Source organism: Pyxidicoccus trucidator, from assembly GCF_010894435.1.
GTDB classification, from domain to species: Bacteria; Myxococcota; Myxococcia; order Myxococcales; family Myxococcaceae; genus Myxococcus; species Myxococcus trucidator.
Genome location: NZ_JAAIXZ010000001.1, coordinates 1,324,758 through 1,350,894, shown reverse-complemented (window position 1 = coordinate 1,350,894; position 26,137 = coordinate 1,324,758). Strand labels below are relative to the sequence as shown.

Here is a 26,137-nt window from a genome sequence, read left to right as displayed (position 1 = left end):
GCCGCGCCTGCCGGCCTGCCGGGCACCCGGGCCGGGGAGCCCTTGGCCCACGCGTCGATGTCGGCAACGAAGCTCGCGAGCGCGGCGACCCTCACGCCACCGCGCCCCGCCCGTACGGGTCAGCGCTTCAGGTCCGGCACCTTCATGCCGCGCTGCACGGCGGGACGGCTGCCCACGCGGTGCAGGTACTCGGGCACGTGGTTCAGGCCGGCGAAGAGGCCCGGGCTGTACTCGCGGGTGCCGGCCAGCCACGGGTAGATGGCACAGTCGGCGATGGAGAACTTCCCCGCCACGTACTCACCCTTGCCGAGCTGCGCGTCCAGCACGCCGAGGATGCGCTTGGACTCGTTGGTGTAGCGCTCGATGGCGTGGGGGACGTACGCCTTGCTGAAGCGGGTGAAGTAGCCGAGCTGCCCGAACATGGGGCCAATGCCGCCCATCTGGAACATCAGCCACTGCGTCACCTCGGCCTTGCCGCGCGGGCTGGAGGGCAGCAGCTTGCCCGTCTTCTCCGCGAGGTAGAGCAGGATGGCGCCCGACTCGAAGATGGTCAGCGGCCGGCGGTCCACCGGCTCGTGGTCGACGATGGCCGGAATCTTGTTGTTGGGGTTGATGGCCAGGTACTCGGGCTTGAACTGGTCGCCCTTGGTGATGTCCACCACCTTGACGGTGTAGGGCAGCTCCAGCTCTTCCAGGGCGATGGACACCTTGCGCCCGTTGGGCGTAGCGAATGTGTACAGGTCAATCATGCCGTCACTCCCGTGAGCTGCTCGCTCACCTGCCAGAGCCGCTCCGCGAGGGCGTCATCCCGTGCGGCGGAGGACGCCTTCTTCGGCCGGCGCTTGTAGAAGTACTCCCCTGACACCGACTCCACTTCGGGCGAGGACGCCAGGTAGATGGACGTCCGCGCTCCCTGCTCCGCCGTAATCATGAACGGTGTGCCCAGCTTGACGAGCTGGCGGAAGAAGCCCTTCGTGTTGAGGCCAAAGCCCGTGCGCACCATGCCGGGATGCAGGGAGTTGGTCGTCACCCCCGTGCCCCGCAGCCGCTTCGCCAGTGCACGGGTGAACAGGATGTTGGCCAGCTTGGAGGTGCCGTACACGCGGAAGGCGGTGTAGCCGCGCTCGGACTGGAGGTCCTCGAAGTCCAGCTTGCCGACGACATGGGCATCGGACGAGACATTGATGACGCGCGACGGAGCGCTGGCCTTCAACACGTCCAGCAGCAGGTTCGTCAGGAGGAAGGGCGCGAAGTGGTTGGTGGCCATGGTGGCCTCCAGTCCGTCCTCCGTCACCTCGCGGTGGTCGATGATGAGGCCCGCGTTGTTCAGCAGCACGTCCAGCCGCGGGTAGCGGGCCTTGAAGGTGGCGGCCAGCTCACGCACGGACTTGAGCGAGGCGAGGTCCGCCTTCAGCCAATCCACCGTGGCCCCGGGAGCCGCCGCGCGCACCGCGCTGACGGCCGCCTCGGTGCGCGTCGCGTCACGTCCCACCAGCACCACCGTGGCACCCAGGGCGGCGAGCGCCTTGGCCGCTTCCAGGCCGATGCCTCCGGAGGCTCCGGTGATGAGGCAGACCTTGCCGTCCATCCGCGTCTGTGAAGTCAAAAAGGCGTCCTCCGTGACGAGAGGACGCCTTCTATACGACGGAGCCGGCCCGAGCGCTCGCCCAACGTCGAGCGCTCCGGTGCTGCCTTCTGGTCAACACCCGTCAGGAGTTGGGGGGCCGGACGCCCGCGCCGTCTCCCGCGTCCGCGCCGCGGCGCACGTTGGCGCGCACGTCACCGTGGAGGTGGCTCTCCAGGAACCACAGGTCCAGCTCCACCTGCCCCAGCGTCTGTGTGAGCAGGTCCGTGGTGACGGGGTCGTTCAGTTCCTCGGAGCGGTGGATGCCGTTGCGGATGCTGGCTCCGTAGCGGGCGACGCGGTCCACCAGGGCGCGCAGGTGCGCGTCGCCGTCCACGGCCGTCAAATCATACTCGGGCAGCTCGCTGTTCTTCGCGGCGAGGCGGATGGTGCCCTCGGCGTAGCCGCCCAGCGTGCCGGCGCGCTCGGCGAACTCGTCGGCCTGCTTGCGCGCGTGCTTGGCCAGCTCGTCGAACAGCTCATGGCGGCTGTAGAAGTGCTTGCCGCGGATGTTCCAGTGGGCCTGCTTTATCTGCCAGTGCAGGTCGATGGAATCGGCCAGCAGGGTGTTGAGCGAATCAATGAGCTCCTCGCGAGCATCGGCGGGGAGATTCACGTGACTGGGAAAGTTCATGTTCCGGCCTCCTCCAGAGGGCTCACCAAGGGTGGGGACGCCTCAAGGGGACGCCAATCCACGCCGCGACGGCTGGAGGGCAGGCGGGCTAGCCGGAGACGGCACGTCCTCCGACGGGGAGGCCTCCCGGTGTCGCCAACCGTGCGGACAGCTCCGTGGCCGCGCGCTCGCCCGACTCCACCGCGCCGTCGATATAGCCACAGCCCTCGATGGCCGTCTCCGTGCCCGCCCAGTGGACCCGGCCGAAGGGGGCGCGCAACGCGTCGCCAATGGTGCTGAGGACGCCGGGGCGGGGGAGTCCGACGTAGCAGCCCTTGCTCCAGGGCTCGGCAGGCCAGTCCAGGTCGGCGACGGCGGTGGGCTTCAGGGCCTGGGGACCGAAGAAGCGCGCGAACGACTCCAGGGCGGCGCGCTGGCGCTCCGCTGGCGGACGCCCGGTCCACGCTCGCGCAGTCTCCCCGAGGAAGAAGCCCACCAGGGCGGGGTGGTGGCCATCGGCCCCGCAGTCGTCGAAGCACAGCCGCACGGGGCCGGTGTCGCTCACGGCCTCGCCGGAGAAGCCGGCCTCGCGCCAGAAGGCGCGCTCGTACGTGGCCACCACCTTGATGACGCTGCCCATGGGGATGTCCGCGTGGGCGCGGCGGCGGCCGGCGGGGAGGGTGGCGCCGAAGTCGAGGCGCTCGGCCAGCGCGGGCGGCACGGCCACCACCGCGTAGCGTGCACGCCACGTCCGGCCGTCCTCGGTGGACACGGTGACACCGTCGCCGTCCTGGAGCACCGCGCGCACGGGCGTGGAGAGATGAACGCGCGTGCCCAGCTCGCTGGCCAGGCGGAGGCTGAGCGTCTGGGCGCCGCCGGTGAAGCGCTCGGCCTGGGCGCCGCCTTCAATGGTGGTGAGGGGCATGAGGCCGTGGTTGGAGTGGACGTAGAAGAGGAAGTGGAGGAAGGACACCTCGGAGGGTTCGGCGGCGAAGATGGCGCGGGCGGCGATGTCCAGCGCGGCGCGGGCGCCCCAGGTGGGCACGTGGCGCTGCTTCCACTCCTCCAGGGTGAGTGCGTCCCACTCGGCGGCGCGAGGGGCGGCGTCGGGACGCTCGCGGGGGACGCGCTTCGCCAGCCCGTCCAGCTTCCAGATGACGCGCTGGAGGTCCAGCAGCGAGAGCAGCGGCAGTGACGGCACCTGGCCGCGGTAGGTGCGCAGCGCCCCGCGCACGTCGAGCACCTTGGTGCCGTGGTGGTACTGGGGGAAGCGCTTGAGGCCGAGCTCGTCCGCGAGCCGCAGCACATGTCGCTGGGCGGGCCCCACCCACTGGCCGCCGAGGTCCACGACTTCGCCACCAAGGGACTGGCTGAGCGTGCGTCCCCCGACGCGCTCCCGTGCTTCGAGCACGGCCACGGAGAACCCCGTTCGTGCGAGGGCCCGCGCGGTGGTGAGCCCCGCCACTCCGGCGCCGACGATGACGACATCCACTCCGGTCGCGTCCATGTGCCCTCCGGGGCGGGACTCTATGCCGGGCGTGAGTGATGGAGGACAGCGCCGCGTACAGTCGCAACCCGGTTTCAAACGCTTCCGCGAAGAGCGGGCGCTCTTCCCGCGGAGGACGGGTGCTGGCCCTGGATGCATACCCCCGGCCCCCGGAGGCCCTCGGGTCCAGAAGCGTGGATGCGCCCGCCCGCGTCGCGGCTACGATGGGGTCCCTTTCGTTGGTGGATGGTGAGGAGCCATGCTCGCGCTCGACCTTGTGGAACGGTTGCGTCAGGTGTCGCCGACGGCGGCGAATGCCCTGATGACGGTGGCGGTGAAGAACATCATCCCGCTGTCGGCGGTGATGGGCTTCAAGGTGGAAGAGGCGTCGGACGCGAGGACGCGAGCGTCCGTGCCCCTCAAGCGGCGCACGCGCAACCACGTGGGCGGCGTGTACCTGGGCGTGCAGGTGACGGTGCTGGAGTTGACGATGGGGCTGTGGCTCTTCCGCCGCTTCCCGCCGGGCCGCTACAACGCGCTGGTGGACAAGGTGGAGGTGTCCTTCCACGCCAAGGCGAAGGGCGGCGTGCGCGCCACCTGCGAGCCGCCCGCCGAGGTGTTCACCACGCTGGACTCCGCGCTCCGCCAGAAGGGCGACAAGGCCCGCGAGTGGGTGCCCGTGCGGCTGGAGGACTTCGAGGGGAAGCACATCGCCGACGCGCGCTTCCTCGCGGTGCTCAAGCGCTACTGAGCCCCGGCGGGCGCGCTTACCGGGACAGCATGGAGTCTGCGCGAGCCGTCGCCCGAGAAGCGGACCTGGACGACCTGCCGTCCGCGGCCATCGACCTCGATGACCTGGCGGAAGGCGAGCAGGCCCGGGCCATCGTCCTGCGGATTCCCTGCGAAGACGGTGTAGGGGCCAGGCACCAGCTCGCTGAAGTCGTTCTGCGTCTCGTAGTAGATGAGTGCCGGCGCCTGGCTCATCCAGAGGCTCGAGACCGCGTCCTCGGCCATCGGGTACGCCAGGAGCTTCGACCAGGCCGGGATGTCCGCGGGCCAGTCGTGGGCCCCTGGCACGACGAAGATGGCGTCGTAGTGCGTCCCCTCGGGCAGGATGACGCGGAGCCGCCCGGTGCCCTGCGTGGCCCGGACCTCGACGGGCGGGGTGCTCTCGGGGGAGACCTGGACGCTCACCGGGTCGAAGCGGTACGCGACGCGACGCGCCCCCGGCCTGCCGGAGGGCTTGTGCGTGACGCGGACCTCGTAGCTCCCAGCAGGCACACCCTGGGCGGCCCGGCCTGTCTTGTCCGTGGTCAGGGTGAGGAAGCCCCATGCGCTCTGCGCCTGGACCTGCATTCCTCCGAGCGGCGCTCCCTGCGCGTCCTTCGTGAGGACCTCCAGGCGTGAGTCCTCGGCGGGGAAGCGGAGCTCGACCTTCGCGTCCTTGCCGGGAGCGACCTGCTGCCGCAGGGCCTTGTCGTTCCACTTCGCCCACACCGTCACCTCCCGGCCCGCGGGGACCGGTCCGAGGGAGACGCGTCCCCCGGCGTCGGTGCTCTCCGAGGTGGACCCGGGGGTGGGCCCAGCCCAGTACGCCTTGAGGTCCACGTCCTTCAGCGGCTTCCCGTCCGGCCCCAGCACGCGTCCCGTGAGCTGGCGTCCCCGCTCGAGCACGACGTCCGGCAGCTCCACGTGCAGCCCCTTCAGGCTGAGCACCGGAAGGTCCTGGGACACGAAGCCCCTGGCCTCGACGGTGACGTAGCAGTCGCCCTTGAGCTGGAAGTGCCCCTTCGCATCGCGCACGCGCCGCGAGCCCACCTCGAAGCTCTTGATTGGGGCACCCCTCTCGTCGACCACGCGGCCGGAGGCGCTCCTCACGCACCGGGGGACGAGCTGGAGTTCGACGGCGGGGCCTCCCGTCCGTGCGTAGGTGTCGCCCAGGCCGGCGGGGGAGTGCCGCACCTGGAGCCCGTACTCGCCTTCACGCAGGGGCTCCAGGGTGAAGCGGCCCTCGGCGTCGGTCGTCGCGGACACCGTCTCCCGAGCCGAGGAGCTGTTGCGCAGCAGGTCTCCGTCCAACGGCACCGAAGAGGCGAGCTGCCAGGCCTGCACCTCCGCTCCGGCCACGGGCTGGTCGTCCAGTCCTCGCACACGCCCCGAGATGGGCGCGGCGGAGCCCCGCGCGAAGCGGAGCTCCACGCGCAGGTCTTCCGTGCCGGGCTTCACGTCGAGGTCCTGCCACACGTAGCGCTGGAACTTGCCCTTCAGCAGCCAGTACGCCAGCACCCGGTAGCGCCCGGGGGCGGGCGCCGGAGTGCTCGCCGCCCCGCGCTCGTCCGCCTCGAGCCAGAGGTTGTGGTCCTCCAGCGTCTCGGCGACGACCTGCACCTGGCTGCCCGCGAGGGGCGCGCCATCGAGGCCGAAGACCTGGACCGTGAGCGCCCGGGAGGCTGCGAGCCCTGCGTCAGCGGTCGGCGCGCTCGCGTCGGCTGCCGACACGCCCACGTTGGCTGCCGACACGCCTACGTTGGCTGCCGACACGCCCACGTTGGCTGCCGACACGCCTACGTTGGCTGCCGACACGCCCGCATCGGCAGCCGGCACGCCCACGGGGGTGCAGTGCGCCAGGGTGAGCAGGAGCAGGGTTGGCAGAACAGGGAGGCGCATGCGTCCGATTCTATGCAGGATTGGCTCGGCCCACGGGCCCCATGAGGGCGACTCGAGCGCGTCCTCGCCGTCGAAGCGGCCCCGGGCCACGGGGGCTTTGAGGCCGCGTGGACGTGCCCGGCAGGCAGGATGGCGTGTCGGGTCAACACCCGTCCCCTGGGACGCTTCACGCGGAGGGGATGGCGAGGCAAGCTGTCCTGCGTGTCACGTCGCTCCAGGCTGGGCCTCACACTGCTGCTCTCGGTGCTCCTGCACGCGGCGCTCTTCTTCGCGCTGTCGCGGGTCCCGTCTGTCCGGCCTCCGAGGCTGCCGTCGCGTGACGTCGCGGAGATTGAAATCATCACCAGGCCCGCGAAGCCGACGGTGCCGACCGCCCCACGGCCGACGGCACGGCCGCCCGACCCGGTGAGTGCTCCTCCCTCGCGCCAGGTCGAGCGCCCGGCTGCTTCAACGCCGGAGACACCTGCTCCTCAGGTGGCGACAGCGCCACCGGCGGGGGCGCCCGGCGGGCAGGAGACTTCGCCTCCCGCGAAGCCCCTGTCCGAGGACGCGCCACTCGCCTCGGCCGAGCGGCCCATCCTGGTGCCGGGACATCTGCTCGGAGAAGGGCTGACGGGGAAGCCGCCCTCGACGGGACGGACCCTGCGCAACACGGGCGAGGTCCCAGACCCGAAGGCCATCGCTCGCCAGCAGGCGGAAGAGGCGCGCGTGAAGGTGGATGGGTGGGCCCGGGACTCGCTGGCGGAAGCTCGGGCGGCGAGCGGCGCTCCCGCCCCCTACTTCGCGCAGCTCCAGAAGGACTTCTCGAAGCAGCTGGTCAACCCGCCCCCACCGGACCTGAAGGTGCTCGCCTCGCGGATGAAGCGAGAGCAGGTGGAGGCCATCGAGCGCTTCGGCAAGACGGGCACCCCCTATACCCCGAAAGAGCGCGACCACCGCCTGGAGCAGCGCAACCGCTTCCAGGCCGCCGTCGAGGCCGGACGCGCCGCGAACATGTTCATGGTGGACGTCACCGAGCCCATCCTCGCGCTCGCCGCCGTCGTGGAGGTCCGTCAGGCCCGCGATGGGAAGGTGCTGGAGTTGGAGGTCATCGAGGGCTCGGGGGACCCGAAGTTCGACGACTGGGCCGTCTCCCAGCTCCGCGAGGCGCTCGCCAGCGCGGAAGCACCGAAGGCCGGAGGCGTCGGCATCCACGATGACGGGATGCGGAGCCGCTGGCGACTCAAGGAGTTCCTCGGCAACCCGAGGGTGCAAATCCATCTGATTGGCGTGTACTGACGTCCCGGAACCTCCGGGGCTCCCGCGCGGGAGCTGACTCCTTCCGGGACAAGGGGAGGCCCCCGGTGCGGGACCTGACCCGTGCTGTTCGGAAATGTCGGGACATTTGCGCCGCGAAATGTCCCGACATTTCCGAACAGCACGCTGCCGGACGCGTCCGGACCGGGGCCGAGCCCACTCACGCGTGCTGCGTCTCGGGTGGCGCCCTGGCTCAGGTATCTCCCCGGTGCGCGTACACGGGCGTGCCTCGCGGGGCCGTGCCCTCGGTGGGGTGGCCCTCCTTCACCCAGTACTCGAGGCCGCCAAGCATCTCCTTCACGCGGAAGCCCAGCGCGGCGAAGCGGGCGGCCGCCTTGGTGGAGCCGTTGCAGCCCGGGCCCCAGCAGTAGGTGATGATGACGTCGTCCCTGCTCAGGTGCGCCGTCGTCTCCGCGCTGATGGTCCGCGAGGGAAGGTTGAGCGCACCGGGCACATGACGCTCGGCGAAGGCCTCCTTCGTGCGCACGTCCACCACGACGAAGCCCTTCTTGCCTCGCTCCAGGTCCAGGTGGACGTCGGCCGGGTCTGTCTCCACGGACAGCTTCGCGAGGAAGTGGCGCCGGGCCTCTTCGGGCGTCGCGGCCGGCGTTTCGAGGACGAAGGAGAACGGAGTGGCAGGAGCAGTCATGCGCGGAAATGTGCCCCCGGAGTGGTCCGGCGGATAGCTCCATTTCATGTCCCGGGTATGGGCCATTATCGACGGGACGCCGGTTGCCGGAGGGCCTTGGTCCTGGCTTCATGGGGACATGCCGAAGCGGGCCGCCGGAGTGTCACTGCCCTTCCTCCAGCCGGAGACCGGAGGTGGGGCGCCCCTCCACCGCCAGCTCTATGAGCGCCTGAGGGAAGCCATCCTCTCCGGTGCGCTCGCGGCGCGAAGCCGGCTGCCCTCCACACGCACGCTGTCGCGCGAGCTCGGCGTCTCCCGAGGCACCGTGGAGGGGGCCTTCTCACAGCTGGATGCGGAGGGCTTCCTGGAGCGGCGCGTCGGCTCCGGCAGCGTGGTGGCCCTGCCCGAGCATGCCCGGCTGCCCCGGAGCGCCATCGCCACTCCCGTGCGTCGGAGCGGCCCTCCTGCCCGGCCCGGGCTGTCACGCCGGGGACAGCGCCTGGCTCGCGAGGTGCTGCCGCCGGAGCCCCGCGACGTGCAGCCCTTCACGCCATGCCTGCCCGCGTTGGACTTGTTCCCCACGCACCTGTGGGGACGCGCGGTGGCGAAGCAGGCCCGGCAGCTGGGGCCCGGACTGATGACCGCTGGCGAGCCCGCGGGCTTCCGGCCGCTGCGAGAGGTCATCGCCGCGCACCTGGGCACGGCGCGCGGGGTGCGCTGTGGGTGGCGGCAGGTGCTGGTGCTCTCCAGCACGCAGCAGGCGCTGGACCTGTCCGCGCGGCTGCTCCTGGACGAAGGGGAGGGCGTGTGGCTGGAGGAGCCCGGCTATCTCGGTGCGCGGGCCGCGTTCGAGGCCGCGGGAGCGCGGGTGTGCCCGGTGCCGGTGGACGCGGAGGGCCTCCGGGTGGACGTGGGGACCGCGCGCGCTCCGAAGGCCCGGCTGGCCTACGTCACGCCTTCGCACCAGTACCCGCTGGGCGTGACGCTGAGCCTGCCCAGGCGGCTGGCGCTGCTGGAGTGGGCGCGGGCGGCGCGTGCCTGGGTCTTCGAGGACGACTACGACAGCGAGTTCCGCTACGCCACGCGGCCCCTCGCTGCGATTCAGGGGCTGGACGTGGCGGGGCGCGTCCTCTACGCGGGGACCTTCAACAAGGTGATGTTCCCGTCGCTGCGGCTCGCCTTCCTCGTCGTCCCGGAGGCGCTGGTCGACGCCTTCACCGCCGCGCGCGCCGCCACGGATGGCCACGCGCCGCTGCTCTCCCAGGCGTCGATGGCGCACTTCATGGAGGCGGGGCACTACGCCGCGCACCTGCGGCAGATGCGCCTGGCCTATGCGGAGCGGCGGGATGCGCTGCTGGATGCCTTGCGGCGTGAGGCCGAAGGGTGGCTGCGACCCGGAGCGGCGGAGGCGGGCATGCATGTCACCACGTTCCTCGCGCCCGGCTGGCGGGACGGGGACGTCGTCGCGCGTGCGGAGACGAAGCGGCTCGGGGCCCGCCGGCTGTCACCGCTCTACCTGGGCCGCGGTGTGGAGCAGGGGCTCTTGCTGGGGTTCTCCGGTGCGAGCCCCGCGGGCCTGCGCGCCGCGGTGCGCGCTCTCGCGCGGCTGAGGGGCTGAGGGGCTGAGGGGCTGAGCAGGAGGGTCAGCGCCCCTCATCCTCCAGCAGGAAGTCCACGATGCTCTTCCACGTGGACTCGAACTGCGCCCGGCGGAAGCCAGAGCCGGAGATGAGCCAGTCCACATGGGGCGGCTGGTGCGCGGGCTGGTCGAAGTGGCCAATCGCATCCAGGTGGTCCGCCCGCACCGCCGCCAGCACCCGTCCGTACACCTGTGAGCGCGTGGGGACGATGCCGTCACACGCCGTGGGCCCCGGCAGCGCTCCGTACGCCTGCACCAGCGCCGCCGTCTGCGCGGGCGTGTGCGGCGGAATCGACGTCAGCGGCATCCGCTGCGTCTGCCCGTACACGAGCGCGTAGATGGTGTGCGTCAGCTGCGCGTACGGGTCCAACCCCGCCGACATCCGCGTCCGGAACGACGGAGGCCGCGCCTGCGTCACCACCGAGCCGTACCGCACTCCCGGCCGGTCCACCGTGCTCGCGTTGAAGAGGTCGATGCCCTCCGGCGTGAGCTGCGGAATCAGCGACGTGTCGTTCCCCACGTCGCTCAGGAACTTCGCCACCGCGTCCCGCCGCTCGGAGGAGAAGTCCCCCAGGAGCTGGTCATAGAGCTGGTCCAGCAGCGTGGGCTTCCACCCGAGGGTGTCGTCCGCCCGCGCCAGCACGTGCCCGAAGCGGAACGCCACCCGCAACGGCAGCCGCCCGAAGCGCAGCACGTACACAGTGAATAGCGAGAGCAGCTTCAATATCTTCTGCCCGAACAGCCCCATGAAGAACGTGGCCAGCGGCGTCCCCGCATGCGGCGTGGACACCGTCACCACCGTGCGCACCCGCTTCGCGAAGGGCTCCAAATCCAGCCCCTCCGCCAGCTGCGCCCCGGGGCTGACGAACAGCCGCGAGTCCAGCCCGCCCGTCGAGTGGCCCACGAGGTGGATGGGCCCGTCGTCTCCGGCCGCCGTCTCCTGCACCGCCTTGAGCAGGTCCGCCGTGCGCGTCCGGATGGAGGCCGTCGGGTGCGACAGGACAATCGTCACTTCCGCGTCCACCCCCCGGCGGGCCAGCTCCGCCTTCAGGTAGTCGTGCGCGTGGCCGAAGTAGATGAGCTCGCCCAGGTTGATGAAGCCGAAGAAGCCTGGGACGAGGTAGACATGATGCTTCGCGGGCATTGCCCACACCATACCTGACGCGACGCGTGATTCCCTTCCGGGAATGCATGGCCCGCGGGACGGTTGACGCGCGCCTGTTCTCACGACGAGAACGGGACTCCTACTCCCAGTCATTCCAGAAGGACGACCGCACGTGGACCGCAGACTGCTCGCTCTCGGCCTGTTCCTCTCCCTGCCAGCTTTCGCGGACGAGGGCATGTGGACCTACGACGCATTTCCCTCGGAGGCCGTGAAGAAGGCGTACGGCTTCGCGCCCACGCAGGCGTGGCTGGACAAGGTCCGCCTCGGCTCGGTGCGGCTCGCCGGAGGCTGCTCCGCCAGCTTCGTGTCTCCGGACGGGCTGGTGATGACCAACCACCACTGCATCCGCGACTGCATCGAGGACCTCGCCTCGCCGAAGCAGGACCTGCTGGCCACCGGCTTCCTGGCGAAGACGCCCGCCGAGGAGCGCCGCTGCCCCAAGGTGGAGGCCAACCAGCTGGAGAAGATGACCGACGTCACCGAGCGGATGAATGCGGCGACGAAGGGCCTCACCGGCGCCGCCTTCAACACCGCCCTCAAGAAGGAGATGGCCGCCGCCGAGTCCGAGTGCGCCACCTCGACGGACCGGCGCTGCGACGTGGTGACGCTCTTCAACGGCGGGAAGTACCACCTCTACCAGTACCGCCGCTTCCAGGACGTGCGCCTCGTCTTCGCCCCCGAGTTCTCCATGGCGGCCTTCGGTGGAGACCCGGACAACTTCAACTTCCCGCGCTTCGGCTTCGACGCGGCCTTCCTGCGCGTGTGGCAGGGCGACGCGCCCGCGAAGAGCCCGGACTTCCTGCCGTGGGCGAAGCAGGGCGCGAAGGAGGGGGACCTCGTCTTCGTCTCCGGCCACCCCGGCGGCACCGAGCGCAAGGCCACCGTCGCGGAGCTGGAGTTCCAGCGCGACGTCAACCTGCCGTACACGCTGCTCCAGCTCTCCGAGGTGCGCGGCATGCTGCGCGAGTTCGCCAGCAGCTCGCCCGAGCGCTACCGCACCACGCGCTCGCGGCTGCGCGCCGTGGAGAACGGCCTCAAGGCCCTGCGCGGCCGGCACCAGGCCCTGGCGGACCCGGCGCTGCTCACCCGCAAGCGCCAGGAGGAGGCCGAGCTGCGCAAGAAGGTGGACGCCAACCCCCAGGTGAAGGCCGCCGCGGGGAGCGCGTGGGACGAGACGGCGCAGGCGCTCGACGCGTACCGCCGCATGCTCCCCGAGTACCGGATGAAGGAGCTGGCGGACGCGTACCCCGGTGAGCTCTTCAGCATGGCGCGGCAGCTGGTGCGCGCCGCCGAGGAGCAGCCCAAGCCCAACGCGGAGCGGCTGCGCGAATACACCGAGGCCCAACTGCCCACGCTGCGCCAGCACCTGCTGCGCGGCGCCCCCGTCGCCACCGAGCTGGAGCAGGCGCAGCTGACCTTCGGCCTCAACCGCCTGCGCGAGACGCTGGGCGCGGATGACCCGTTCGTCCAGCAGGTGCTCGGCCGCGAGGCCCCCGCGGACCTCGCGCGCGCCCTGGTGAAGGGCACGAAGCTGGGCGACGTGAAGGTGCGGCAGGCGCTGCTGGAGGGCGGCCGCGCGGCGGTGGACGCGTCCAGGGACCCGATGATTCTCTTCGCGCGCAAGGTGGACGCCGAGGCCCGCGCCGTCCGCAAGCGCTACGAGGACACCGTGGAGGCGGTGCTCAAGCGCAACGGCGAGCGCATCGCCAAGGCGCACCTGGCCGTCTACGGCACCTCCGGCTACCCGGACGCCACCTTCACCCTGCGCCTCAACCCCGGACAGGTGAAGGGCTGGGACGAGAATGGCCGCGCCGTGGCTCCGCTCACCACCTTCGGCGGCGCGTATGCGCGCCACACCGGCAAGGACCCCTTCAAGCTGCCGGACTCGTGGCTGAAGGCCCAGGGCAAGGTGCCCGCCGGGACGCCGCTGGACGTGGCCACCACCAACGACATCATCGGCGGCAACTCGGGCTCGCCCCTGGTGGACCGCGACGGGCGCGTGGTGGGGCTCATCTTCGACGGCAACCTGCACTCGCTCGGCGGCCGGTACGCGTACGTGCCCGAGACGAACCGCGCCGTGGCCGTGCACGGGGACGGCATCCTCGCCGCCCTGGAGCACGTCTACGGTGCCACACGGGTGGTGAAGGAGCTGCGCGCCGCGAGCGACGTCACCGCACCGCCCGCGAAGTAGGCACCCTCCGGGAGACCCGGGAGGTCCTCCTTCGAGGCGGAGTCTCCCGGTTTCTCAAAAGACAGAAAGTCTGTCCTTGCTCCCTGGCTGTGGGAGGGAGGGACAACTCGCCAAGGGGTGTCGGGGGGTACAGGATAGAATGAGCTTTCAGGTTTGAGAGCCCATCCTTCATGTCTCCCTCCGTGACTCGCGACATTCCCCTCGGCACCATCCTGAGGGACACCTACGAAATCGTCGGCGTGCTGGGCCGGGGCGGCATGGGCACCGTCTTCCTGGCCAACCACCTTCGGCTCCCCGGCCGGCAGGTGGCCATCAAGGTGCTGCGCAACGACGCGGGCCTGGGCAAGGAAGTCTTCGTGCGCTTCCGGCGCGAGGCGGAAATCGCCTCGCGCCTGGGCCATCCGAACATCGTCGAGGTGCTCGACTTCGACCACCTGAAGGACGGCTCGCCCTTCCTGGTGATGGAGTGCCTGCGCGGCCAGCCCCTCTCGCGGCGGCTGCGGCGGGGGACCCTCACGCTGGAGGATGTGCTCTCCATTGCCCGGCAGATGGGCTCGGCCCTCCAGGCGACCCACCGCGCGGGCATCGTCCACCGGGACCTCAAGCCGGGGAACGTGTTCCTCGTCCCCACCGAGGTGGGCGGCGTGGCGATGGAGCAGGTGAAGCTGCTCGACTTCGGCATCTCCAAGGTCATCGACTCGCAGAGTGTGAACACCCAGGGCGGCATCCTGCTGGGCACGCCGCAGTACATGGCGCCCGAGCAGGCCCAGGGGAAGAACCAGGAGGTGGACCCCCGGACGGACATCTTCTCCTTCGGGTGCATGGTCTACGAGATGCTGGCCCGGAGGCTCCCGTTCAAGGACGGCCCGCTCCCGGAGCTCATCTACCGCATCGTCTATGATCCACCGGACCGGCTGGACACCCTGGTCTCCGGCGTGCCCGAGCACGTGGTGGCGGCCATCGACCGGGCCCTGGAGAAGCGCCCCGAGGACCGCTACCCGGACGTGGGCAGCTTCATCCTGGACCTGACGGGGATTCCGCTCCAGTCACTGGCCCCGGACCTGTCGCCGATGATGCCCGCGATGTCGGTCCGCCCCTCGCAGATAGAGACGTTGGGGCCGAAGGGCCAGCCCGTGCACGCGGAGTCGGTCTCCTCCAAGTCCGAGACGGTGTCCTACCGGCGCTCGGGCGAGGAGGACCGCTCGGCGAAGCGCCCCGTTGTCAACGTGCAGCTCCACGAGGTCTCGACGTTGTCCGAGGGGGAGACGCCCGGAGACGGCTCGCAGCCCCGGCCGGACGCCGCGGCGCCGCCGCCGCCGCCGGGGATAACGACGCGGCCACAGCGCCGCAAGCTCGGGGGTGCCCAGGGGGCCGCGCCCTCCCTCAAGACGGGGCGTTCCTGGAATCGGTGGGGGATGCTCGCGGCGGTGGTGGTGCTCGTCGGCGCCGTGGCCGTCGCCGTGGGACTGCGGCTCGGTGTGATTGGAGGGACTCGCGTGGTGCCAGGCACCGGAGCGCAGGGGGCTGGGGGACCGGAGTCCGCTCCTCCGACGCTGACGGTGCCGTCGCAACCCGTGCCTGGGACGACGCTGGTGGAGGGCCCGGGGTCCGGTACCGCGCCGGAGCCGGCCGAGTCTCCCGGCCTCGCGCAGGCGCAGCCCGCGGACGCCGGCACCGCGCAGGTGGAGCCCGCTCAGAATGGCGCGGCGCAGGCACAGCCCGCTCAGAACGGCACGGCGCAGGTGCAGCCTCCGGACGCTGGCGGCGCGCAGGCACAGCCCGCGCAGAACGGCACGGCGCAGGTGCAGCCGCCGGACGCAGGTACCACGCAGGCACAGCCCTCGCAGAACGGCCTCGCTCAGGCGCAGCCTGCGGACGCTGGCACCTCGCCACTGAAGCCTCCTGAGACGTCCGTCGCCGTGAACACGCCCTCGCCGGGCCCGGCCACCACCGTCATCAAGGGCCGGACCCCCGCGCCACGGCCGTCGCCCAAGGGCAGCTCCTCGGCCATTCCCGAGGCGGCCCTGGCGGACCTCGTGGCGGCCGAGCGGGCGCTGTCGCGCGGCGACGCGGACGAGGCGCTCCACCTGGTCCGCCGCAGCCAGCGCGTCCAGGTCACCGGCACTTCCTTCTCACTCCTCACCCGCGCGCACTGCCGCCAGAAGGACCTCTCCAACGCGCTCACCGCCTGGGAGCGCGTTCCGGCCTGGGAGCGCAACAAGGTGCGCCGCTACTGCAAGCAGTACGACATCTCGCTCTGAGCACCGGGCCGCCCATGCGGCCGCGTGCCGGAGCCCCACACACTTCGAGGTGAGACGCTTGAGAACCCTGCTGGCCATGAGTGTCGTCTTCATCGCGCTGGGCTGCGCCCGGAGCACCCGCCCCACGGGCCCCGGCACCGGACCCGTGGACAAGGGCACCGTGTACTCCGCCACGGGCGGTGAGTCGGTGAGCGTCGTCCCGCTGCTGCCCCTGGAGGAGCGCAAGTACCTCCTCTACTTCCAGGTGCCCGGAGACGACCATGACGGGAAGGTCCTCGTCCACACCGCCACCGAGGATGGGACGGAGTTCTGGGCGCGCTGGCGCGGCAGGAACCTGCGCCTCTTCCAGGAGCGCAAGAGCTTCCGGAAGAAGACGGGCGACTTCATGATTTCGCGGCTCCTCGCGGACGACGCCCTCCACGTGAAGGTCGACGCGGAGCGCACCGCCACGCTGAAGTCCGAGGACGTCCAGGCGCTGTACCTGCGCCAGCTGGCGGACGGCACGCTCGCCCGGGGCGAGGCCTACGACAAGCGCTTCTGGTCCAGGGACCACGACCGTCAGCTCGCGGACGCGCTGAAGGTCATGAACACGGCGTGCGGCTCGACGGTGGCGGCGGCCATCACCTGGGACAGCGTCCCCGACAAGCTCGTCGACGACGGGGAGGCCGTCGGCTCGTACTGCGCCAGCCCGCTGGAGGCGCTGAAGAACCTGTGCGACGAGTCCGAGGAGGCCCGGCGGACCGTGCAGGCGAAGGTCAAGCGCCTGGACTGCCGCGCCGGGGAGCGCTTCGCCGGACGCCTCGAGGCGGACACGGTGGTCTGGAGCATCGCCCCCGGCACCCGCACCATGGGCCGAGAAGAGTGCATGCAGTTCTTCATGGACAACCTGTAGTGCGGAGCCCGCGCATGTCACCCTCACGATTCCTCGCCTTCGCGGTGCTCTTCTCCTCCGGCGTCGCCGGAGCTTCCGGCGCCGTCGTGCCGCCCTGGGGCAAGGCACAGAACCTGGGCCAGCGGATGACCCTGGAGCGCACCTCCGTGTGCACCGATGGCCAGGGGCACTACGTCGTGGCCACGTCCCTGCGGGAGCAGAGCAACTTCCAGCTCTTCTACGGGGACGGCAGCCGCTTCGCCCAGCTTCCCCTGGCGCCCAACAGCATCTGGACGCCGCCGGGCGCGTTCCTCGACCCGCGCTTCGAGAACCCCGAGGCCAACAGCAACGTCAACAACAGCGGCTTCGACCTGCGGCCGTTTTCGCGCGTCACCGTCGACAGGAAGGCCAACACCTGCGCCGTCACCTGCGGCCGGCGCACCACGCCCTTCACACTGATGGAGCCCGCCCAGGCCCGGGCGCTGCTGCTCAAGGCCGCGTACGAGGCGAACCCGCAGAAGTTCGAGCCGCATGCCCTGCTGAGAGACGCGAAGGGCACCTACTACCTCGTGGAGCGGAGCACGGAGTCCTCCGAGCAGAAGGGCTACCGCATCTTCATCGGCCCCCGCGGCCGGATGAAGCCGCAGCAGATGCTCAACGTCGTCGCCGACTCGCAGGGCGAAATCTTCTCCACCCGGGGCGGCGACCTGCAGCTCGTGCTGGACCGCCAGCTGCCCTCGCTCTGGGTGGTGAAGAAGAAGCGGCAGAAGCTCCGCTCGGTGCCCGTCGAGGAGAACCGCCTGCTCATCTACAACGAGCTGGGCGTCTACACCGGCGCGCGTCTGGGCACGCCCTGCGACGACCTGTAGCCGACCCCCGGATTGTCGGGGCTCGGACCCCACCCCACCTCCTGAGTCCGCCCGTGGACACCCCACGTGCGGATTGCTCGGGCGGTTGGTGCATTGCGTTAGAGATGACCTATCCTGATGGGACTGAATAGGATGGTTTACGCAATGTCCACCACCGGGCAGTGTAGGGCGGAGTCAGCGCCGGGGCCTCGGGCCCTCGGGGCTTCCCGGAATGGTGGGTGCTGCGCCCGTTGTACGGCCGCGCCTCGTGGCGAAGGGTCGTCCGGGGCCCGGTCCCAGCCGGGACGGGGGGCCTGGCTGGGACCGGGGACCCCGTCGTGAAGTAGACTCGTCAACAGTCTGTGCCGGGGGGGAGGGGAGCTGAGCGATGGTGGTGGAGGCACCGGAACCCAGAAAGCTGTCGGCCATCCTGTTCACGGGCATCGAAGGCCCGGGGCGGGATTCGTGGCGCGACGACGCGCTTCAACAACTATTGCGTGACGAGCACGCCTCGCTGGTGAGGGAGCTGCTACCGCGCCATGGCGGGCGCGAGGTGAAGCGGTTGGAGGACGGCTTCCTGCTCGAGTTCGAGGGCGGCATGGCCGCCGTGGACTTCGGGCTGGAGCTGCAGCGCACGCTGACGGCGCGCAACGGTGGAGTAGGCGCCGACCGCCGGGTGGTGCTGCGCGTAGGCGTGCACCTGGGCCTGGTGGTGCACCGCGACGGCGACGTGTTCGGCGAGGGCGTCAACCTGGCGGCCCGCATCGAGGCGCTCGCCCGGCCCGGCACGCTCTACGTCAGCGAGACGGTGGCGCGCCAGGTGGAGGGCCGCCTGTCCTCGCCGCCGGTCCGCCTGGGACGCGGGGAGATGAAGAACATCCGCCTGCCGGTGGCCGTCTACCGCATCGACCCACCGGAGCGCCGCAACCGCATGCCGCTGCTGTCGCGGATGCGCTCGTTCCTGGGCCGCCGGGGCGCGGCGAACTGACGTCCACGGTGCATGCGCCGGGCCGGGGGCGGTAGGGTGCCGCTCATGGCCCCGTCCCCGCTCACGCTCGTCGTCGGTACGAAGAACTACTCCTCCTGGTCCCTCCGTCCCTACCTGGCGCTGGCCCACACCGGGCAGCCGTTCCAGGAGGTGGTGGTGCAGCTGGGGGAGCCGGACTCCACCCAGCAAATCCTCCAGCACTCGCCCAGCGGACGCGTGCCGCTGCTCAAGCACGGCGAGCTGGCCATCTGGGACTCGCTGGCCATCTGCGAGTACCTCGCGGAGACGTTCCCCGAGGCGCGGCTGTGGCCCGAGGACAAGGCGGCCCGCGCGGTGGCGCGCTCCGTCACGGCGGAGATGCACTCGGGGTTCGCGGCGCTGCGGCAGCACATGAACATGAACCTCCGCGCCCGGAAGCCGGGCCAGGGACGCGCGCCCGGCGTGGCGGAGGACATCGCCCGCATCCAGGCCCTCTGGAATGACTGCCGCGCCCGCTTCGGACAGGGGGGCCCGTTCCTCTTCGGCCGCTTCTCCGTGGCCGACGCCTTCTACGCCCCCGTCGTCACCCGCTTCGTCACCTATGACGTGACGTTGGACGCGGTGTGCGCCGCGTACCGCGACGCGGTGCTCGCCCTGCCGTCCTTCCAGAAGTGGGCCGAGGCGGCGAAGCACGAGAAGCCCGTGTCGAAGTACGACTGACGGGACGGCGCCGCTTCAGCCGAGCGCGCCCTCGCGCACGCGGGTGAAGAGCTCGTCATAGCGGCCCTCCGCGTAGGCCCGCGCCAGCTCCGGGTAGCGGCCCTGGCGCAGCTCGCGGAGGTACGCGTACTTCGTGGCGTGGTAGCCCGCCACGGCCCACGCCAGCCGGGACGCGTCCCCGCCGCCGCGCCACAGCGCGCCCTTCAGCACGCAGTCGCGCACCCAGGACGCCACGCGCTGCACGCCCACGGGCTTGAGCCGCCGCTGCTCGGCATGGGCGCGCAGGGCCCACAGCAGCGCGTAGCGCTCCTCCTTCGCCGAGCGCTTCGCCACGGAGGTGGCGAAGCGGTGCTCAATCGGGGCATGCACGCGCCCGCCCTGCATCTTCGGCAGCGCCTCGTGGACAATCTGCTCCGGCTTCCACACGGCCCGCTCCCGCCGCACCAGGCGCGCGCGCCACTGCGTGCGGAAGAGGAAGCGGTGGCCGTCCAGCTCCGCCCAGTCCCGCCGGGGCAGGCGGTACACGGCTTCATCAGGCGAGGACGCCTTCCAGGCGCGCAGCGTCTCCACCGCTTCGGGCTCCAGCTCTTCGTCCGAGTCGAGGAAGAACACGTAGTCGCACGGCCCCAGCGCCTGCACGGCGGCCTCGCGCGCCGCCCCGTAGCCCCGCCACGCGTGCGGCACGGAGCGCGCCCCCAGCGAGCGCGCCAGCTCCGCCGAGCCATCCGTGGCCCCGGAGTCCAACGCCACCACGTCATCGCAGAGCGCCAGCAGCCCGCGCAGACACGGCTCCAGCGTGTCCCGGTTGTCGCGGTGCAGGACGTAGCCGCCCAGCCTCACAGTCCCAGCTCCTTCAGCTGCGCGTCGAAGGCATCCGCGGTGGTGAAGAGGCGTCCGCGCAGGCCCAGCGCGTCGGCCGCATCCACGAACTCCTGGAGGTCATCGAAGAAGGCGGCCTCGCCGGGGGCACAGCCCACGCCCGCCAGCGCGAGCCGGAAGATGTCCGGCTCCGGCTTCACGTGCCCCACCTCGCAGCTCATCACCACGCTGTCGAAGCGCTGGAGCAGCGGCAGCAGGGGCCGCAGATACGCGGCATGGAGCGCGTTGGTGTTGGACACCAGCCCCAGCTTCACCCGGCCCACCAGGGACTCCACGCGTGGCAGCACCGCGGCGTGCAGGGTGAAGTGGCTGCTCCAGAGGGGGGCGAACTCCGCCATGGGCAGGTCCACGCCGAGCGCGCGGCACACGTCCTGGCGAATAGCCTCCCCGTCCAGCTGGCCCCGGTTGGCGGCAGTCCAGCCCGCGCCCTGCAGCCGCTGGCCTACCTCCGGGCCCGTGAGTCCCGCGCGCGCGCCCAGCCGGGCGAACAGCAGCGCGTTGTCATGGAAGACGAGGACGTTGCCCAGGTCCAACAGCACCGCCTTCACCGCCACCATGCGTTCTCCTTAGATTCGGTAGGCGCGCGCGACGTCCTGCATCTGCCCGGAGACCTCCTGGAGCAGCTTCGCTGCCCGGGTGGTGGCCGCCAGGCTCTGCTGGGTGTCGTTCATCATCGAGGACAGGTCCGTCACCGCGCTGAAAATCTGGGCGATGCCCGCGTTCTGCTGGGCCACCGCGCCGGCAATCTGCCTCACCGCCGAGGCGTTGTCCTGGATGATGGTGGCCAATTCCTTCAGCCGGTCGCCGCTGCTGCGCACCTGCTCCAGGCCCGCCTCCACGCGCGCCTGGCCCGCCTCCGTCATCCTCGCGGTGGAGAGGATGGCGTTGCCCAGCTCGTTGAGGATGTCGCGCACCCGCTCGGTGGAGTCGATGGACTGGTCCGCGAGGTTGCGGATTTCCCGTGCCACCACGCCAAAGCCCTTGCCGTGCTCGCCCGAGCGCGCGGCCTCAATCGCCGCGTTGAGCGCCAGCATGTTGGACTGGTCCGCCAGGTCCTTCACCGTCTGGGTGATGCCGCCAATCTGGCGCGTGCGCTCGTTGAGCTGGGTGATGCGCTCGGTCATCTGCCGGGACTGGTCCAGCAGGGACTGGAAGCCGCCGAGGCTGTCCCGGATGTCCTCCTCGCCGGACTGGCCCACCTCCTCGGCGCGCGAGGCGCGGCCGAGGACGTCATTCGCCTTCTCCGACGCGAGCAGCGACGTCTGACGGATTTCCTGCGCCGTCACCTGCGTCTCCTGCAGGGCGGAGGCCTGGCGCGCCACGTTGCGCTCCTGCTGCTCGGAGGCGAGGTGCAGCTCCGCCACCGTGTCGCTGAGCACGCGGGTGCCGCGGTGCAGGCTGTGCGCCGTGTCGCGCAGCTGCTTCACCAACTGGCCGAAGGCGTCGGCCAGCTCGCCCACCTCGTCGTCGCCGGCCTTCACGTCGATGGACCGGGTGAGGTCGCCCTCGCGGACGATGCGCGTCACCGCCTCGCGCAGGGCCAGCACCGGCCGGGTGATGCCGCGCGCCAGCAGCCACGCGCCCACCACCGCCAGCACCAGGAAGCCGGCCGCCATCAGCATGGCCGGCAGGCGGGCGCGCTCCACCGGCGCGTAGGCCTCGGCCGGGTCCACCAGCGCGATGAAGTGCCAGCCGTCCGCCACGTCCCTCACGCTGGAGTCGTTGATGGCCGTCACCGCCAGCAGCTCCCCGTTCCCGGTGGCCTCCGCGCCGCGCGAGTCGTAGAGCACCGTGCCGTCCGGACGCCGCAGCGCCAGGGCGAAGCTCTTCAAGTCACGCTGGCTGGCGCGGGCCAGCGCCGGCCGCACCAGCTCGTCCACCTGGGCCCAGTCGAAGGCGGCGAGCAGCACGCCCAGGCGCTGGTTCGTGGCCGGGTCCACCACGGGCAGCGCCAGCGACAGCACGCGCACGCCGATGACGGGGTCCTCCACCGTGACGCCCTCGCCGGTGGTGCGGCCCTGCTGGGCCTCGCGGAACCAGGCGCTGCTTCGCACCGCGTCCTGGCTGCCCGCATACGCGTCACGCAGCGCCGGCATGCTGGCGGAGACGGCGTGGCCCTCGTCGTTGAAGAGGACGATGCCGTTGAGGGTGAGGTAGCGGCGCTGGAGCAGCGTCAGCAGGCTGTCCGCCTGCTGGGTGTTGCCGGTGCGCAGCGCGGAGCGCACCGCCGGGTCCTCCGCCCAGTTGCGCAGGCTCGCCTCGCGCTCGGCGAGCGTCGCCTCCATCAGGTCCTTCACGCCCTCCGCTTCCCGCAGGAGTGCCGCGCGAATCTGCTCCTCCAACATGCCCCGGGCGCTGTGCGCCTGGATGATGTTGAGCGTCAGCAGCGGGACGACGGACAGGAGGGTGACGTAGAGGGTCAGGCGCCCACGCAGCGAGAGGGTGCCAAGGAGGGGAAGGGACATGTCACTCGGGGCTCGGAGGCAGGGGGCCCTCCGAGGAGGTTGGCCTCCGCCCTATACCAGAGCCCCGAGCGCACGGGGGGCCGCCCACGCCTCCTCGCCTAGAGGACGGGCACGCGAGCAGGCAAGTCCCTGGCAGGCACGTTCGAGTAGTCCGAGTCGACGTCCAGGAGGACCCGTTGCTTCACCCGAGAGCTCAGCAATCTCCGCATGCGTCCGAGGAACTCCGGAGGTGCGGCGATGACGAGTTTGTCGAAGGCGTGGCGATCATGCCCCTTGTCGAGGAATTCCGACAACTGGCGGGCGAAGCGGTCGTGCTCCAGCTCCTTGCGGCCGTTGGGCTCGTTCTCCGGCGGTGGGCCATGGAGCGTGCCCGCGTTGGGGTTGTCCGGCTGGTTGAGCAGGTCAGGGTTCCTGGCCCGGCTCTCCTCGTGCTGGAACTCCTCCACCAACTTCCAGTTGGCCTCCGCCTTCGCGTCCGTCGCGAAGAGGCGCGCGCGGCTTGCGTTCCCCACCAGGATCCAGAGCGTTCCATCCGCCATATGGTTCATCTCCTTTAGGAAGGGAGATGCGGCCCGGTGTAGCGCCCGGCAAGCTTCCGCCACCGAGCCGCGCCTCCGCCGTGCGCAGGGCAGGCGGCCATGTCGTACCCGGTTGACAGGGCGGGCCCGCCGACTCGGGGGCGGGCACCCGACTGTCATTCCGTTGTGGGGAGCGGCGGGGTAGAACCCGAGGATGCGTATTCCCGCCGCTTCCTCCGTCGCCCTGCTGGCGCTCGCGCTGTGGGTCCACCCCGCGTGGGGCCAGGACACGGGCGGGCTGGGGTTGGACCTCAGCACCGACACCAGCACCCAGGAGCAGGACAGCCCGGACATGGGGCTGGACCTGCGCGACAACGACCCGAAGACGGAGCTGATGCCGCGCTTCGTGCTGCTGGGGCTGGACACTCCGGAGCGGGCCGGCGCGCAGCAGGCGTCCGCCTGGCTGAAGACGCTGGCGCGCGGGGCGATGTCCTCCGGCATGGTGACGCTGGGGGCGAACCTCCAGGACACGCGCGAGCGGCTGGCCGAGGGCTACGACGCGGCGGTGCGCTGCACGGAGGTGGCGTGCCTGGCGGAGCCGGCGGAGTCGCTGGACGCGGACCTGCTCACCACCGCGCGCCTGTCGCTGGAGGACGCGGGCTGGACGCTGCGGGCGTGGACGTATGACCGGGACAGGCGCGTGGTGCACGAGGACGTGGTGACGGGGCGCAACCCGAAGGACGCCGCCTTCCAGAAGGAGGCCGCCACGAAGCTGTCCAACCGGATGATGGCGCTGGCCCGGCCGCGCGCGGTGCTGAAGGTGACGGTCAACGTGCCGCAGGCGGTGGTGAAGGTGGGCGAGCGCATCCTCGGCGTGGGCGAGGTGGAGGCGCGGCTGCCGCCGGGCACCGCGCAGCTCGAGGTGTCCGCGGACGAGTACAGCACCTTCACGCGCACGCTGAACCTCAAGCCCGGAGCGCGCGAGGCGGTGGATGTGCGGCTGGAGATTTCCGGCCCCGCGCCGGAAGGGCCCGGCGACGATGCGGTGGCGGGCGTGTCCGGCCGCAAGGGAGGCCCGTCCATCTTCAAGCGGCCGGCGCTCTACACCGCGCTGGCGGGACTGGCCGCGGTGGGCGTGGGCGCGGTGCTGGGCATGGGCGCCAAGGACGTGGAGTCCCGGGCGGGCGACGCGGATGGGGACGGCATCTTCGATGTGAGCCGCAAGGAGCGGCTGGACGCGCAGTCGCAGGCCAACCTCGCCACGGCGCTCATCGCCGGAGGCGGCGTGGTGGCGGCGGGCAGCGTGGTGTGGCTGGTGGTGGTGCCCACGCGCAGCGCGCCGAAGGCCACTTCCCTGGAGCCGGGCGGTGGCGGCGGCGCCTCCTCGGCGCTCCACTTCGTCGTCGGCGGGAGCTTCTGAGACCTTTATGAAGACCTTCAATCCCTGGCTGCGTGCACTGTGCGCCCTGCTGCTCCTCTCCGGCGCGGCGGGCTGCAAGGTGGAGTTCCCCGACGACGTGCCCTACACCTGCGAGGTGGACGCGGACTGCGGTGGCGACAGCTACCTGTGTACCGCGCTGCCCGACGACGGGCCGAAGTACTGCTGCCTTCCGGAGGAGGGCGAGCGCTGCAACAACGTGGACGACGACTGCGACGGCGCCGTCGATGAGCTGGAGACGCCCTGCTACACGGGCGGCGCGGGCACCAGCGGCGTCGGCATCTGCCGCCCGGGCCAGTCCGTGTGCGGCGCCAACGGCGCCATCCTCTGCGTCAACCAGGTGCTCCCGCTCAACGAGGACTGCAACGGCGCGGACGATGACTGCGACGGCAGCATCGACGAGGACTTCGACCTGCAGAGCGACCCCGGGTACTGCGGACGCTGCGACGTGGCCTGCTCCTTCCTGCAGAACTGCATCAATGGTGAGTGCGTGCGGCGCGGGGAGCTGGACTGCGGCAACGGCCTGGACGACAACGGCGACGGCCCCGCGGACTGCGCGGACCTCGACGACTGCAACAACCAGTCGTGCGGCACGGGCTGCGTCTGCCGTAACGGCCGGCGGGCCGAGGCGGACTGCGGCGCGGGCGGCGACGACGATGGTGACGGCCGCACCGACTGCGCGGACCGCGACGACTGCGACAACAAGGCCTGCGGCGCGGGCTGTGCGTGCGTCAGCGGCTCCAAGGTCGAGACGGAGTGCACCACCTCCGGGGGCGACAACGACGGTGACGGCAACGCCAACTGCGCGGACGCCGACTGCAGCCGGAAGGAGTGTGGCGACGGGCAGATCTGCCAGGGCACCGCGTGCTCCGAGGGTGACTGCGCCAACGGCGTGGACGACGACGGGCGCAACGGCATCGACTGCGCGGACACCGTGTCCTGCACCGGCGAGCCCTGCGGCGAGGGCTGCATCTGCACGGGTGGAGGCCGGGTGGAGGCCAACTGCTCCGACGGCATCAGCAACGACGGCGACGCGCTCATCGACTGCGCGGACCCGGACTGCAACCTCAAGGCGTGCGTGGCCGGCCAGTCGGAAGCGGCGGCCCGGTGCGAGGCGTCCACGTGCGCGGAGGAGAACTGCCGCGACACGCTCGACAACGATGGCAACAACGGCGCGGACTGCGCGGACCTGGCGGACTGCGACTACGCCATCGTCAGCCAGCCCGCTGGCCAGGTCCCCAGCCAGGTCTGCATCGCCGGCGCGGTGCAGGAGACCAACTGCTCCAACAACCTGGACGATGACGGGGACGGGCTCATCGACTGCCGGAGCGGCAGTGCGGAGCCCAACTGCGTGAGTGGCGAGTGCGGCCGGGGCTGCCGGCTGACCAACTGCACCCGCGCGGAAGTCCTCTGCGGCGACGGCAGCAACAATGACGGCGATGGGCAGACCGACTGCGCGGACCGGACGGACTGCGACAACCAGGCGTGCGGCACCGGGTGCGTGTGCGCGGCGGGTAACCGGGTAGAGACTGTCTGCAACGACCGCATCGACAACGACGGCAACAACGGCGTGGACTGCGCGGACCAGGCGGACTGCCCCCAGGGCACCGCCTGCACGCGCAGCAACGGCACGGCGGGTACGTGCCAGCCCAACAGGTCGTGTGGGTGATCGCCCGACTCGCGGCGGGGTCCTCTCCAGGGCCTCGCCGCGTGCCTACCGTCTCCCACCCTGCTTCGACACCGAGCTCCAAGTCGTGAGTCCGCCCCGCTTCCACCGTCCGGTAGCCATCAGTCACCCGTGCGGAGTCCCGGGCCTGACACTGTTGGTGGTGAACGGGCCTGGAGGGACGGGTAGGTGTGT

Annotated in this window: 22 protein-coding genes and 1 pseudogene; 11 read left to right on the top strand and 12 right to left on the bottom strand. The window is 71.1% G+C overall.

Annotated elements, in window-relative coordinates:
* Positions 1–119: 119 nt before the first annotated feature.
* The 4 genes from G4D85_RS05495 to G4D85_RS05480 all read right to left on the bottom strand — a co-directional run bounded on the left by G4D85_RS05495 (position 120) and on the right by G4D85_RS05480 (position 3,744).
* Positions 120–749: a glutathione S-transferase family protein gene (locus G4D85_RS05495; protein WP_164008552.1), complete on the bottom strand. Its 630-nt coding sequence runs from the start codon at positions 747–749 to the stop codon at positions 120–122.
* Positions 746–1,588 (bottom strand): SDR family oxidoreductase, encoded by an 843-nt coding sequence (locus G4D85_RS05490; protein WP_164009155.1) that lies wholly within the window; start codon positions 1,586–1,588, stop codon positions 746–748. Before G4D85_RS05490 ends, G4D85_RS05495 begins: the two co-directional genes overlap by 4 nt.
* Before the next feature lie 121 nt (positions 1,589–1,709).
* Entirely contained in the window at positions 1,710–2,258 is a 549-nt protein-coding gene (dps, locus tag G4D85_RS05485) for a DNA starvation/stationary phase protection protein Dps (protein WP_164008550.1), read from the bottom strand.
* Positions 2,259–2,346: 88 nt separating this feature from the next.
* A complete protein-coding gene (locus G4D85_RS05480) occupies positions 2,347–3,744 on the bottom strand; it encodes a flavin monoamine oxidase family protein (protein ID WP_164008548.1) in 1,398 nt (465 codons plus the stop codon).
* A gap of 238 nt (positions 3,745–3,982) precedes the next feature.
* Here G4D85_RS05480 and G4D85_RS05475 point away from each other — a divergent pair, with 238 nt between their 5' ends.
* The gene (locus G4D85_RS05475; protein ID WP_164008546.1) at positions 3,983–4,474 is read left to right on the top strand and encodes a PaaI family thioesterase; all 492 of its coding nucleotides are present in this window, start codon (positions 3,983–3,985) and stop codon (positions 4,472–4,474) included.
* On the opposite strand, the gene G4D85_RS05470 is transcribed toward G4D85_RS05475, so the two are convergent.
* The gene (locus G4D85_RS05470) at positions 4,468–6,390 is read right to left on the bottom strand and encodes an MSCRAMM family protein (protein WP_164008544.1); all 1,923 of its coding nucleotides are present in this window, start codon (positions 6,388–6,390) and stop codon (positions 4,468–4,470) included. The two genes, G4D85_RS05475 and G4D85_RS05470, sit on opposite strands and share 7 nt — an antisense overlap.
* Before the next feature lie 201 nt (positions 6,391–6,591).
* Here G4D85_RS05470 and G4D85_RS05465 point away from each other — a divergent pair, with 201 nt between their 5' ends.
* Positions 6,592–7,668 carry a ferrichrome ABC transporter substrate-binding protein gene (locus tag G4D85_RS05465; RefSeq protein WP_240359080.1) on the top strand — a complete coding sequence of 359 codons (1,077 nt, stop codon included), beginning with the start codon at positions 6,592–6,594 and terminating at the stop codon, positions 7,666–7,668.
* A gap of 211 nt (positions 7,669–7,879) precedes the next feature.
* Here G4D85_RS05465 and G4D85_RS05460 read toward each other — a convergent pair whose 3' ends face one another.
* Complete coding sequence (locus G4D85_RS05460; RefSeq protein ID WP_164008541.1) at positions 7,880–8,335, bottom strand: rhodanese-like domain-containing protein; 456 nt, start codon at positions 8,333–8,335, stop codon at positions 7,880–7,882.
* Between the two features lie 118 nt (positions 8,336–8,453).
* Here G4D85_RS05460 and pdxR point away from each other — a divergent pair, with 118 nt between their 5' ends.
* On the top strand, positions 8,454–9,932 hold the full coding sequence (gene pdxR / locus G4D85_RS05455; RefSeq protein ID WP_164008538.1) for a MocR-like pyridoxine biosynthesis transcription factor PdxR: 1,479 nt from the start codon (positions 8,454–8,456) through the stop codon (positions 9,930–9,932).
* Between the two features lie 25 nt (positions 9,933–9,957).
* Here pdxR and G4D85_RS05450 read toward each other — a convergent pair whose 3' ends face one another.
* Positions 9,958–11,097 (bottom strand): esterase/lipase family protein, encoded by a 1,140-nt coding sequence (locus tag G4D85_RS05450; RefSeq protein ID WP_205525424.1) that lies wholly within the window; start codon positions 11,095–11,097, stop codon positions 9,958–9,960.
* Positions 11,098–11,230: 133 nt separating this feature from the next.
* Here G4D85_RS05450 and G4D85_RS05445 point away from each other — a divergent pair, with 133 nt between their 5' ends.
* Both G4D85_RS05445 and G4D85_RS50675 read left to right on the top strand, forming a co-directional pair.
* Entirely contained in the window at positions 11,231–13,309 is a 2,079-nt protein-coding gene (locus G4D85_RS05445) for a S46 family peptidase (RefSeq protein WP_164008534.1), read from the top strand.
* Between the two features lie 170 nt (positions 13,310–13,479).
* A pseudogene (locus G4D85_RS50675) lies at positions 13,480–14,356 on the top strand (serine/threonine protein kinase); the annotation flags it as partial.
* Here G4D85_RS50675 and G4D85_RS50670 read toward each other — a convergent pair.
* Positions 14,356–15,396: a pentapeptide repeat-containing protein gene (locus G4D85_RS50670; protein WP_420821696.1), complete on the bottom strand. Its 1,041-nt coding sequence runs from the start codon at positions 15,394–15,396 to the stop codon at positions 14,356–14,358. The pseudogene G4D85_RS50675 and the gene G4D85_RS50670 sit on opposite strands and share 1 nt — an antisense overlap.
* Positions 15,397–15,628: 232 nt before the next feature.
* Here G4D85_RS50670 and G4D85_RS05430 point away from each other — a divergent pair, with 232 nt between their 5' ends.
* From G4D85_RS05430 to G4D85_RS05415, 4 genes are all read left to right on the top strand, one after another.
* Positions 15,629–16,462, top strand: coding sequence for a hypothetical protein (locus G4D85_RS05430; protein ID WP_164008532.1), 834 nt, complete (start codon positions 15,629–15,631; stop codon positions 16,460–16,462).
* 14 nt (positions 16,463–16,476) lie between these two features.
* Positions 16,477–17,310 (top strand): hypothetical protein, encoded by an 834-nt coding sequence (locus tag G4D85_RS05425; RefSeq protein WP_164008530.1) that lies wholly within the window; start codon positions 16,477–16,479, stop codon positions 17,308–17,310.
* 367 nt (positions 17,311–17,677) lie between these two features.
* Positions 17,678–18,277: an adenylate/guanylate cyclase domain-containing protein gene (locus G4D85_RS05420; protein ID WP_164008528.1), complete on the top strand. Its 600-nt coding sequence runs from the start codon at positions 17,678–17,680 to the stop codon at positions 18,275–18,277.
* Positions 18,278–18,322: 45 nt separating this feature from the next.
* Positions 18,323–18,976, top strand: a complete 654-nt coding sequence (locus tag G4D85_RS05415) for a glutathione S-transferase family protein (RefSeq protein ID WP_164008526.1) — start codon at positions 18,323–18,325, stop codon at positions 18,974–18,976.
* Between the two features lie 15 nt (positions 18,977–18,991).
* Here the strand turns inward: G4D85_RS05415 and G4D85_RS05410 are convergent, their stop codons facing one another.
* The 4 genes from G4D85_RS05410 to G4D85_RS05395 form a co-directional block, all read right to left on the bottom strand.
* The gene (locus tag G4D85_RS05410; RefSeq protein WP_164008524.1) at positions 18,992–19,816 is read right to left on the bottom strand and encodes a glycosyltransferase family 2 protein; all 825 of its coding nucleotides are present in this window, start codon (positions 19,814–19,816) and stop codon (positions 18,992–18,994) included.
* A complete protein-coding gene (locus G4D85_RS05405; RefSeq protein WP_164008522.1) occupies positions 19,813–20,412 on the bottom strand; it encodes an HAD-IA family hydrolase in 600 nt (199 codons plus the stop codon). The genes G4D85_RS05410 and G4D85_RS05405 overlap by 4 nt, the downstream gene beginning before the upstream one ends.
* 9 nt (positions 20,413–20,421) lie before the next feature.
* Positions 20,422–22,320, bottom strand: a complete 1,899-nt coding sequence (locus tag G4D85_RS05400) for a methyl-accepting chemotaxis protein (protein WP_164008520.1) — start codon at positions 22,318–22,320, stop codon at positions 20,422–20,424.
* Between the two features lie 98 nt (positions 22,321–22,418).
* Positions 22,419–22,859, bottom strand: coding sequence for a host attachment protein (locus tag G4D85_RS05395; protein WP_164008518.1), 441 nt, complete (start codon positions 22,857–22,859; stop codon positions 22,419–22,421).
* A 193-nt stretch (positions 22,860–23,052) separates the two neighbouring features.
* On the opposite strand from G4D85_RS05395, the gene G4D85_RS05390 reads away from it, so the two are divergent.
* Complete coding sequence (locus G4D85_RS05390) at positions 23,053–24,258, top strand: PEGA domain-containing protein (RefSeq protein ID WP_164008516.1); 1,206 nt, start codon at positions 23,053–23,055, stop codon at positions 24,256–24,258.
* A gap of 7 nt (positions 24,259–24,265) precedes the next feature.
* On the top strand, positions 24,266–25,945 hold the full coding sequence (locus G4D85_RS48795) for a hypothetical protein (RefSeq protein WP_205525423.1): 1,680 nt from the start codon (positions 24,266–24,268) through the stop codon (positions 25,943–25,945).
* Positions 25,946–26,137: the final 192 nt, after the last annotated feature.